The following is a 10,525-nucleotide window of genomic DNA, read 5'->3' on the forward strand; positions in this document are numbered from 1 at the left end:
CCACACAATGCCGGGTTGCGCCACCGATGTTTTCCTCCACCATTTCCCCATCAAGAAAATCGAAAAGTTGCCGATATGGAGAAGGCCCACTCGATTTGATCCTGCCTGTGACCGAAGACCCTTCGACCGTAAGCCGTCTGCATGCCCTGCTCGACACCGTTCGCCATAACGAGCGGGTACTGCAACGCTTCCAGCAAATCGAACTGCGTCTGGTCAGTGCCCCGGATTTCACCGCCTTCTACGACACGCTGGTGCGCGAGCTGGCCCAGGCGTTCGACCTGCCGTTCGTCACGCTGTGGCTCAACGACGACATCTCGCTGATCCACGAGATGCTCGAATCGGTGTCGCGCGCCGCCCGGCCGGACGGGCGCGTGCTGCATCGCGGCCGCCTGGTCGAGCTGGGCGACGCGATTCCGGGCGAGGCCGGCCAGCCGTGGCTCGGCGCCGGGGCGGCGCTCGGGGCGGCGGCGCTCACGGCGTTCTACGACGACACCGAGGTGCCGGCGAGCGTCGCGGTGCTGCCGCTGCACCAGGAGCACGGCATCAACGGTTACCTGTGCCTGGGCAGCCGCGACCCGGCCCGCTTCACGGCCGGCAAGGCGACCGACCTGATCGAGCGTTTCGCGTCGTACGTGAGCGCCGGCGTGGTCAACGTCGCGCACCGCGAGCAGGTGGCGCGCTACGGCATGACCGACACGCTGACCAACCTGCCGAACCGCCGCTATTTCGACAGCCGCATCCACGACGAGATCCAGCACTCGGCCGAATCGCGCTCGCCGATGGCCTGCCTGTTCATCGACGTCGACCACTTCAAGCAGATCAACGACACCTACGGCCATGCCGTTGGCGACCGCGTGCTGGCCGCGATCGGCGCGTGCATCCGGAGCACCGTGCGCTACAGCGATACGGTGGCCCGTTACGGCGGCGAGGAATTCGTGGTGCTGGTGCGCGGCGACGCGATGCTGGCGGCCACGGTGGCCGAGCGCGTGCGCGCGGCGGTGGCCGTGCTGTCGGTGGCGGAGGCGCTGGAGGCGGCCGAACCGCCGGAGCGGATACTGACGCTGTCGGTGTCGATCGGCGTGGCGGTGGGGGAACTGGATGCGGCGCAGGCGGTGGAAAGCGATCCGGCCAGCGCGGCCGACGCGGCGCGCCGGCTGCTGGCGCACGCCGATCAGGCGCTCTATGCCGCCAAGCGCGGCGGACGCAACCGCGTGAAGCTGCACCGGCCGACCGGCGCCTGAGCGCGCGGGCGCGCGGGCGGCGGCAGGGCGGCCGCCGAGCCGCCGTGAGTCCTGCAAGGGCAAGAAGGGCCACGCCAAGGCGGCCCGCGTCACTCAAAAAATCACATAGATCTTGCGCATGGTCTGCTCGACCTGCCACAAGCCTTCCGTATTGGCCTCGAAGAACAGCGTGTCGCCGCCCTCGAAGCGGATGGTGTCCTCGCCGTCGGGCGTGAAGCTGCCCGAGCCGGCCAGGAAGTGCATCACTTCGGCCTGCTTGACGGAACGGCGATAGGTGCCGGGCGTGCACTCGAACACGCCGGTGTCGATCGGCTCCGCGCCGGGAATCACCACCTGACGGCCGCTGACGCGCACCGGCTCGGTGCCGGGCAGCCCGGCGGTGCCCCAATCCTCGAACCCGGTGGCCTGCACGGCCTGCTTGATCTGCTGGACTTTCACGAAAGATGTTCCTGTTGGCGTTGCGAATGGTCGAAGCGTTGTTCGATGCGGCCGAGCCGCACCACGGTCACGCCGGGCCGGAGCTGGCGCAGCGACGGCATCACCAGCATGCAGTCGTCGTAAGGCGTGCGAACCGGTTCGCCGTTCGACCAGCCGATCGTCGCGCCGGCCGTGTCGAAGGTTTCGAGCCCTGTGTAGGGGCCGGCGAAGCGGAAATCCATGCTGCTCGCCACCACCGGCTCGGTCACGCGCACCACCGTCATCTGCGCGGGCAGCGGCAGCAGCCAGCCGTCCGGCAGATCGGCGGCGTCGATCGTGCCGGCGTTCAGCAGGAAGCGCGCGGTGCTGTCCTGCGCGACATCCACGGCGCGCGCTTCCCAGTGCTGGCCGCATTCGATCAGCAGGGCGTTGCGGGCGCTGGCCGGGTCGCCGAAGCCGGCGTAATCGCGCATGCGGCGGCCTTCGGGGTGGCCCTCGTCGCAGATCACGGTGGCCGGCGCGCCCACTTGCGCCGACAGCGCGATGCCCTTGTCGAGCGGCCCCGCCACGATCAGCGGGGCGCTTTTCTCGTGCATCGAATGGAGGTCGAGCAGCAGGTCGACGGTGTCGATCACGGGCCGCATCGCGCGGGCGCGATCGAGTTCGACCGAGCGGCGGGTCGTGTCGTCGAGCGTGGCGGCGGTCCACACGCGGTTGAAATCCTGGTCGACGAAGCGCGCGCGGTCGGGCTGCGCGGGGTCGAAGCGCGCGTAGGCGTCGATGTTCGCGAACGCCAGCGTCAGGCGGCCACGGCGCGGGCGCAACCCGGCGCGCAGCAGCGCATCGACGACGATCGCGCCGCACACCTCGTTGCCGTGCGTCAGCGCGTTGACCATCACGTGCGGGCCGGCCACGCCGGAATCGAAGCTGTGGACGTAGGCGATGCCGGTATTGCCCTCGGCGTGGGCGGTGAGGTCGGGGAAGGCGACTTCGATCGGATAGGCGTCGATGCTCATGCGGCGAGGTTCCAGGGTGGGGCGGGTGAATGCGTCATGGTGAGGATGCCTGAAAGTGGCCGGCCTAGTAGCCGCGGCTGCGGTCGATCAGGCCGATCATCGGCTCGCCCGCGCGATGGCGGCGCAGGTTGTCGAGCAGGCTGCTCACGGCCGTGTCGGGCCGCGTGGCGCTGGCGATGTGCGGCGTGATCCGCACGCGCGGCGTGGCCCACAGCGGGTGCTCGGGCGGCAGCGGCTCCGGGTCGGTCACGTCGAGCACGGCGTTGCGCAAGCGGCCATCGGCCAGCGCCGCGAGCAGCGCATCGCTGTCGAGTTGCGGGCCGCGCCCCACGTGCACCAGCGACGCGCCGCGCGGCAGCGCGTCGAACACGCGGCGCGACAGCAGCCCGCGCGTGTCGGGCGTGAGCGGCAGCAGGCAGACGAGGATGTCGGTGCGGGCCAGGAACGCATCGAGCGTGCCCTCGCCGGCAAAGCAGGTTACGCCGTCGAGCGTGCGCGGCGAACGGCTCCAGCCGGCGCAATCGAAACCGAACAGGCGCAGCCGCTCGAGCACCGCCGTGCCGAGCTGGCCGAGCCCGAGCACGCCGACGCGGCGCTCGCGGGCCGGCACCAGCGGCAGCGGCTTCCACTCGCGGGCCTGCTGCGCGAGCGCGTAGTCGAACAGGTCGCGATGGATCGCGAGCACCGCCTCGCTCACGTATTCGACCATGCCCTCGACGATGCCCGGCTCGATCATGCGCACCACCGGCAGATGCGCGGGCAGGCTCGCCAGATCGAGCTGATCGACGCCCGCGCCCACCGAGAACACCGCTTCGAGGTTCGGCAGCGTGTGCGCGAGATCGCCGGGCTGCCAGGCCACCAGGTAGCGGATTGCGGCCGGATCGCCGAGGTCGGGCCAGACGCGGAACGGCACCTCGGGCGCGCGTTGCGCGAACAGTTCGGCCCATTGCGCGCCGCGAACCGGATCGGCCTTGTAGAGAACGCTCATCGCGGCTCAGGCCATCGCCTGGTTGATGATGCCGTAGGCGCGCCACGCGGCATCGGGCTCGCCGCTGTGTTCGGCGGCCGGCGCGTTGCGCACCATCTTGACGACCGTATCCACCGGCACCAGGCCGACGCTCGGCAGCCAGGCCTCGATGCCGGCGCCGGCGGGCACGTCGATGCGCACGAAATCGCCGACATGCCGCGCGAGCCAGCAGGCCACCAGTGCCTTGGCGCGCGCGTGATCGTCCGACGGCGCGCACACCACCGGGCCGATCGCGAAGCCGCGGCCGAAGCGGCGCGCGATCGCGAAGCCGGCGATCGCGCCGTCGTGTTCGAGCACCACCGCCTGCGCGACTTCGAGCAGGGCGGGCAGCGTGGCGCTGCGGTCGAGCCCGCAGCCGCGCGAGGCCAGCTCGATCAGCGCCGGCAGGTCGCCCGGGGTGGCCGCGCGCAGCGTGTCGCCGGCCGGCAGCTCGACGGCCGGCGCGGCGGCCACGGTGCCCTGATGTTGCGTGAGCGCGCCGCACACGGCGAAGCCGAGCTTTTCATAGAGCGGTTGGCCGGCGGGCGTGGCGTGCAGAAACGTCACGCGATCGCCGAGCGCGTCCAGCACGAGTTCCATCAGCTTGCGGCCGATGCCGCGCCCTTGCTGATCGGGCGAGACGATCACCATGCCGAGCGAGGCGCGGTCCGCGCCGAACGTCCAGTAAAGCGCGGTGCCGATCACGGCGTCGCCCTCGACGGCGACGAAGCCGCCGCCCGCTTCGGCGGCGAAGCGCCAATCCTCGGGGCGATGCGGCCAGCGCACGGCCACCGACAGGCCGTGCGCGGCGGCGACGTCCTCGGCGGTGAAGCGGCGGTAGTGAAGTTCGGGCTTGACGGCGGTTTCGGACACAGCGGACTCCTGATGGACGACATGTTCAGATTCGACTGTCGCACGCGCCCCGGACGCTTCATAGGACGATCTTCCTGACTTGCGAACGCGTGGCGCGCGACGTTGCGGCTTTTTTGATTGTTCATCGCATTCAAAAAAGTTTCAATATAATGATGGCTGTCGTGCGCGCTACCAGGGCGGCGCACAGGGCGCGAAGCCGCCGGTCCCGCACCGAAACCGTGCCGAACCGGTGGAGCATGAACCGGCTTCGAGCGCCCGGCACCGAATTCAACAGGAATCCCATGCGAACCCAGTCCAAGAAGAAGGTCGAGGCGCCCGCGAGCCAGGCGGATGTCGGCTCGCGGCTGCGCGCGCTGCGCAATGCGCGCGGCCTGTCCGTCAACGAACTCGCGCTGCGCGCCGGCGTGTCGGTCGGCACCGTGAGCCAGGTCGAACGCAACAAGGCGAACCCGTCGGTGCGGATTCTCGAGCGCCTGCGCATTGCGCTCGACGTGCCGCTCAGCGCGCTGCTGGAAGAAGACAACGCGCTGATCGATCCGGCCACCGCCGATTTCGTGCGCCGCGCGGCCGACCGCCCGCATTTCGAGGTCGGCAAGAACCATATGCAGAAGGAGTTGCTGTCGCCGCACGGCGATCACGATCTGCAGATGATGTTCATCATGCTGCCGGCCGGCGCCGGCTCGGAAGAAGTGCTGGTGGGCGTGGGCGAGAAGTGCGGGATGGTGATGGAAGGTTCGGTCGTGCTCAACGTGGGCGACCAGCGCTGCCTGCTCAACGAGGGCGACAGCTTCCAGTTCAAGAGCACCGTGCCGCACAGCGTGCGCAACGAAAGCAGCAAGCCCGCCAGGTTGCTGTGGGTGATGAACACGCGCCCGCCCGTGATTCACCTCTGATTTCCCGTCTGCCGTTCCCTGTCGCCGGCGCGCGTATCGCGCGCGCCGCGCCGCTTCACCGCTTCGTCCTCCTGCCTTTTTCCTCTCCGTTTTTACCCTGAGCGCTCGGCGTGCTTCGGCACGCTATGTGGCGTTCGCTTCATTTCCGCGTGATGTCCGGTTCATTTCGGTTTCATTTTTGCTGCGCCCGCGTTCAGTAGCGCGCCATGCTTGCAGCTCGGCGGCGTGTGCTTCAAGCGCATCCATGCACGCTGCATGGCGCGCGCAACCCCCTATAAAAGGCCGCGGCGCGGCACCGGCCTGGCCCGTTTCTCGCGTGGCAAACCAGGCCCGGAAGTTTTTTGCAGAATTATTTTTGATCACTAGGAAAACATCGGTCGTTCACTATAATGAACTTCATCGCGTGGTTGTTCATTCTGCCGCTGAGGCGGAAACCACTCCATGTTTCTCGAACAGGCCGAGCATGACTACTCCGTCACTGGATTTCGATCCGTCCGCCATTGCGCTGCCGCAGGGGCACTTCATCGGCGGCGTCCATCGTCACACCGATGAAGAACCGATCGCGGTGCATCGTCCGTCCGACGGACGCCTGCTCGGCCATGTTCCGGACGCGAGCGCGGCCACCGTCGACGAGGCCGTGTCGAACGCGCTCGATGCACTGAAGACGAGCGGCTGGGCGACGCGTTCGCCGCGCGAACGTGCCCGCGTGCTGACGCGCTGGGCGCACCTGATCGACGAGCACGCGGTGGCGCTCGCGCAACTGGAGGCCGTCAGCTCCACGCGTCCGGTGGCCGAGGCGTATGCGTCGGACGTGCCGTTCACGGCCGAGGCGATTCGCTTCTTCGCGGAACTGGCCGACAAGCTCGGCGGCGACATCGCCGCCACGCGGCAGGACAGCCTCGGCTTCGTGGCGTCCGAGCCCTATGGCGTGATCGGCGCGATCACGCCGTGGAATTTCCCGCTGTCGATGTGCTCGTGGAAATGCGGCCCGGCGCTCGCGGCCGGCAACGCGGTGGTGCTGAAACCCTCGGAAATGACGCCGTTCTCCACGCTGCGCCTCGCCGAACTGGCGATCGAGGCGGGCATGCCGCCCGGCATCTTCAATGTCGTGAACGGCCGTGGCGCGACCACCGGTTCGGCCATCACGCGCCACCCGGGCATCGCCAAGATCAGCTTCACCGGCTCGACGCGCACCGGCGCGGCGATCATGAGCGAGGCGGCGTTTCACGGCACCAAGCCCGTCACGCTGGAACTCGGCGGCAAGAGCCCGCAACTGGTGTTCGAGCACGTGCACGACCTCGCGCACACGGCGCGCTGCGTGGCGCGCGGCTTCACCGCCAACGGCGGGCAGGCCTGCGTGGCCGGCACGCGGCTGATCGTGCATCGCCGGCTGGCCGAGCCGCTGATCGAGGCGGTGCAGCGCGAACTGGCCGGCATCGCGCCGGGGCCGATGTGGTCGGCCGCCACGCGTTATTCGCCGATCATCAGCGGCGGCCAGGCGCGCCGGATCGCGGCGCTGGTGGACGAGAGCCGCGGGCAGGGCGCGGAGCTGATCTGCGGCGGCGGCTTCTTCGAAGGCACGGAAGACGGCTGGTTCCATCGCCCGACGCTGCTCGCCAACGTGACGGCCGAGACGGCAGCGGTGCGCGAGGAACTGTTCGGCCCGGTGCTGACGGTGCAGACCTTCGACGACGAGGACGAAGGCATCGCGCTGGCCGGTCACCCGACCTACGGCCTGGCGGCCGGCGTGCACACGCGCGACATCGGCCAGGCGCTGCGCGCGATGCGTCGCATCGCCGCCGGCACGGTGTGGATCAACCGGTATGGCCGCAGCGGCGACATGATCATCCCGACCGGCGGCTTCAAGCAGTCGGGCATCGGCAAGGACCTGGGCCGGCAGGCGCTGGAAGCGAGCATGCGTCACAAGAGCGTGCTGATCGATTTCGACACCGTCTGACCCGATGTGTCCCGCATGCCGCCGGCTCGGCGGCGCGGGGCGCCGCAGCACGCTTCACCGTAACCGCGGGCCGCGCGAATTTAATCAGTATCCCTGATGGATCGCGCGACGTGCGCCGCCCGCCGCGCTCATTTTGAACAGAACCCGCCACGGGTTCGCCACGACGACAGGATGCAGACCATGATCGATTTCGAGCCGAAGTACATCACTTTCGACTGCTACGGCACGCTGACCCGTTTCCAGATGGGCGAGACGGCCCGCCAGCTTTACGGCGCGCAGCTTTCCCCGGCGAAGATGGACGAGTTCGTCGAATTCTTCCGCGGCTACCGGCTCGACGAAATCCTCGGCGCATGGAAGCCGTACCGCGAGGTGGTGATCAATTCGATCCGCCGCACCTGCGAGCGTACCGGCGTGCCGTTCGACGAAGCCACCGCGCTGAAGATCTACGAAGCCGTGCCGACCTGGGGCCCGCATCCGGACGTGCCGGAAGGCCTGTCGCGCCTTGCGTCGAAATACAAGCTGGTGATCCTGTCGAACGCCGCCGACGAGCAGATCGACAGCAACGTCGCCAAGCTCGGCGCGCCGTTCCACCAGGTCTACACGGCGCAGCAGGCGCAGGCGTACAAGCCGCTGCGCAAGGCGTTCGAATACATGTTCGACCAGCTCGACTGCAACCCGGAAGACGTGCTGCACGTGTCGTCGAGCTTCCGCTACGACCTGATGACGGCCTACGACATGGGCATCAAGCACAAGGCGTTCGTGAATCGCGGCCACGAACCGCTGACGCCGTATTACCAGGTCAACGAAGTCAAGAGCCTGCCGCATCTGGCCGAGCAGCTCGGCCTGTAAGCCGCGAGCGGTTCGCCCCGATTGCCCACGACACCCACGGAACGCAACACCATGAAGCTCGATTCGTACTGGCTCGATACCGCGCCGCGCCTCACGCAGCCCACCGATGCGGCGCTGCCCGCCCGCGTGGACGTGGCGATCGTCGGCGGCGGTTTCACCGGCTTGTCGGCGGCGCTGGCGCTGGCCAAGCGTGGCGTGTCGGTGGCGGTGCTGGAAGCGGGGCGCGCGGCGGGGCAGGCCTCGGGGCGCAACGGCGGCCAGTGCAACACCGGCATCGCGCAGGACTTCGCGGGCATGTCGGCCAAACTCGGCGTGGAGCGCGCCACGCAGTTCTATCGCGCCTATGCCGATGCGGTGGCGAGCGTGGCCGAGATCGTCGAGCAGGAAGGCATCGCGTGCGACCTGCGCCGCAGCGGCAAGATCAAGCTGGCGGCCAAGCCGCATCACTTCGCGTCGCTGGAGAAGACCTACGACGCGCTGCGCCGCTCGGTGGACGCCGATGTCGAGCTGATTTCCCGCGAGCGGATTCGTGACGAGATCGCTTCCGATGGTTTCTACGGCGGCCTGGTGCAGAACAACGGCGTGCAGATGCACATGGGCAAGTTCGGCGCGGGGCTCGCCGAAGCGGCCGTGCGGCACGGCGCGTCGATCTTCGAGGACACGCCGGTGACGGGCATGAAATCGCTCGGCGGCCATGCCCATGAGTTGCAATGCGCGCGCGGCACGCTGCGCGCGGACCGCGTGCTGATCGCCACTGGCGCGTCGCAGTCCGGCCCGCTGCAGTGGTTCCGCCGCCGCATCGCGCCGGTCGGCAGCTTCATCGTGGTGACCGAGCCGCTCGGCCGCGCGCGCATGGACGCGCTGCTGCCGACGCGCCGCTCGTACGTCACCACGCGCCAGATCGGCAACTACTTCCGTCCGACCCAGGACGACCGGCTGCTGTTTGGCGGGCGGGCGCGCTTCGCGATGTCGAATCCGCGCTCGGACGCCAAGAGCGGCCAGATCCTGCGCGACGGCATGCTCGCGTATTTCCCGCAGCTCGCGGACGTGCGCATCGATTACTGCTGGGGCGGCCTGGTCGACATGACGGCCGACCGGCTGCCGCGCGCCGGCGAGCATGAGGGTTTGTTCTATTCGATGGGCTACAGCGGCCACGGTGTGCAGATGTCGGTGCACATGGGCCGCGTGATGGCCGACGTGATGTTCGGCGCCGCCACGCGCAACCCGTGGCGAACGCTCGACTGGCCTGCGATTCCCGGACATTTCGGGCGCGCGTGGTTCCTGCCGCTCGTCGGCGCGTATTACCGGTTGCAGGACGTGCTTCACTGAACCGATGCCGTGCGCCGTCATTCGAGACGGCGACGACGCACCGATATTTCGACATCCAGAAGGAAATCAGACCATGACGCGTACCACCCTTGCTTTCGTTGCCCTGTCGCTGCTGCTCGGCGCTACCGCCGCCCGTGCCGACCAGCCCACGCTGACGGCCGGCTCGCCGCCGTCGAGCGCGCCCACCACCTACCTCGACGTCAAGACGCAGAAGATCGAGGGGATCATGCCGGAAGTCGTGCGCGAGATCGGCAAGCGCGAGGGCTTCAACGTGTCGTACCAGGCGGTGCCGTTTTCGGCGCTGATTCCGGCGGTGGTGTCGGGCAAGATCGACATCATCGTGGCCGGCATGACGCCTACCCCGAAGCGCGCCGAGGTGGTGGATTTCTCGCAGCCCGTCACGGCGTTCGGCGAAGGCATCATCGTCAAGGATTCCAACAAGACCAACTACCGCTCGATCCAGGACCTGAAGGGCATGACGGTGGGCGCGCCGACCGGCACCGATTACGCCGACCAGCTCGTCAAGCTCGGCATCTTCAAGGAAGTGAAGATGTACGACAGCCCGGCCGACATGACGCGCGACGTTGCGATCGGCCGCATCGTGGCCGGCTTCAACGATTACCCGATCCTGAAGGCGCAGGAAGCCGCGGGCGCGATGGCCGGCACGCGGGTGGACGACGATTACGTGCCGATGCAGAAGTTCGACATCGCGGTGGGCGTGAAGAAGGGCAATACGGCGCTGCTGGCGAAGGTGAACGACGCGCTGACCAAGATGAAGGCCGACGGCACGCTCGACAAGATCCTGAAGAAGTGGCACCTGGCGAGCTGATCCGCCACTGAACGACCGGACGCGGCACGGCGGGCGTTCCCCGGCCCCGGCCGCCGCGCGCCGAGCCGGCCCGCCCGCGCGGCGCGCCGCAATCACAGCGAGCAATCGCGAACGA

9 protein-coding genes and 1 pseudogene are annotated in these 10,525 nt (G+C 68.5%); 6 read left to right on the top strand and 4 right to left on the bottom strand.

Going from position 1 to position 10,525, the window contains the following annotated elements; genetic code table 11:
* The first annotated feature begins 107 nt into the window (after positions 1-107).
* Complete coding sequence (locus ACYP33_RS12490; RefSeq protein ID WP_414439615.1) at positions 108-1,241, top strand: GGDEF domain-containing protein; 1,134 nt, start codon at positions 108-110, stop codon at positions 1,239-1,241.
* A 93-nt stretch (positions 1,242-1,334) separates the two neighbouring features.
* On the opposite strand, the gene ACYP33_RS12495 is transcribed toward ACYP33_RS12490, so the two are convergent.
* From ACYP33_RS12495 to ACYP33_RS12510, 4 genes are all read right to left on the bottom strand, one after another.
* On the bottom strand, positions 1,335-1,679 hold the full coding sequence (locus ACYP33_RS12495) for a cupin domain-containing protein (protein ID WP_414439614.1): 345 nt from the start codon (positions 1,677-1,679) through the stop codon (positions 1,335-1,337).
* The gene (locus ACYP33_RS12500; protein ID WP_459622013.1) at positions 1,676-2,674 is read right to left on the bottom strand and encodes a M14 family metallopeptidase; all 999 of its coding nucleotides are present in this window, start codon (positions 2,672-2,674) and stop codon (positions 1,676-1,678) included. The genes ACYP33_RS12495 and ACYP33_RS12500 overlap by 4 nt, the downstream gene beginning before the upstream one ends.
* Positions 2,675-2,738: 64 nt before the next feature.
* Positions 2,739-3,662 carry a 2-hydroxyacid dehydrogenase gene (locus tag ACYP33_RS12505; protein WP_459622015.1) on the bottom strand — a complete coding sequence of 308 codons (924 nt, stop codon included), beginning with the start codon at positions 3,660-3,662 and terminating at the stop codon, positions 2,739-2,741.
* Positions 3,663-3,668: 6 nt separating this feature from the next.
* Positions 3,669-4,553, bottom strand: coding sequence for a GNAT family N-acetyltransferase (locus ACYP33_RS12510; RefSeq protein ID WP_459622017.1), 885 nt, complete (start codon positions 4,551-4,553; stop codon positions 3,669-3,671).
* 281 nt (positions 4,554-4,834) lie between these two features.
* Here ACYP33_RS12510 and ACYP33_RS12515 point away from each other — a divergent pair, with 281 nt between their 5' ends.
* The 5 genes and pseudogenes from ACYP33_RS12515 to ACYP33_RS12535 all read left to right on the top strand — a co-directional run bounded on the left by ACYP33_RS12515 (position 4,835) and on the right by ACYP33_RS12535 (position 10,410).
* Positions 4,835-5,446 (top strand): helix-turn-helix domain-containing protein, encoded by a 612-nt coding sequence (locus ACYP33_RS12515; RefSeq protein WP_414439610.1) that lies wholly within the window; start codon positions 4,835-4,837, stop codon positions 5,444-5,446.
* A 463-nt stretch (positions 5,447-5,909) separates the two neighbouring features.
* Positions 5,910-7,403 (top strand): aldehyde dehydrogenase family protein, encoded by a 1,494-nt coding sequence (locus ACYP33_RS12520; protein WP_459622019.1) that lies wholly within the window; start codon positions 5,910-5,912, stop codon positions 7,401-7,403.
* A gap of 180 nt (positions 7,404-7,583) precedes the next feature.
* On the top strand, positions 7,584-8,252 hold the full coding sequence (locus ACYP33_RS12525; RefSeq protein WP_459622103.1) for a haloacid dehalogenase type II: 669 nt from the start codon (positions 7,584-7,586) through the stop codon (positions 8,250-8,252).
* A 15-nt stretch (positions 8,253-8,267) separates the two neighbouring features.
* A pseudogene (locus ACYP33_RS12530) lies at positions 8,268-9,581 on the top strand (NAD(P)/FAD-dependent oxidoreductase); the annotation flags it as partial.
* A gap of 73 nt (positions 9,582-9,654) precedes the next feature.
* Positions 9,655-10,410, top strand: a complete 756-nt coding sequence (locus ACYP33_RS12535; protein WP_459622021.1) for an ABC transporter substrate-binding protein — start codon at positions 9,655-9,657, stop codon at positions 10,408-10,410.
* The last annotated feature ends 115 nt before the right edge of the window (positions 10,411-10,525 follow it).

It is taken from the genome of Burkholderia sp. 3C, from assembly GCF_054589155.1.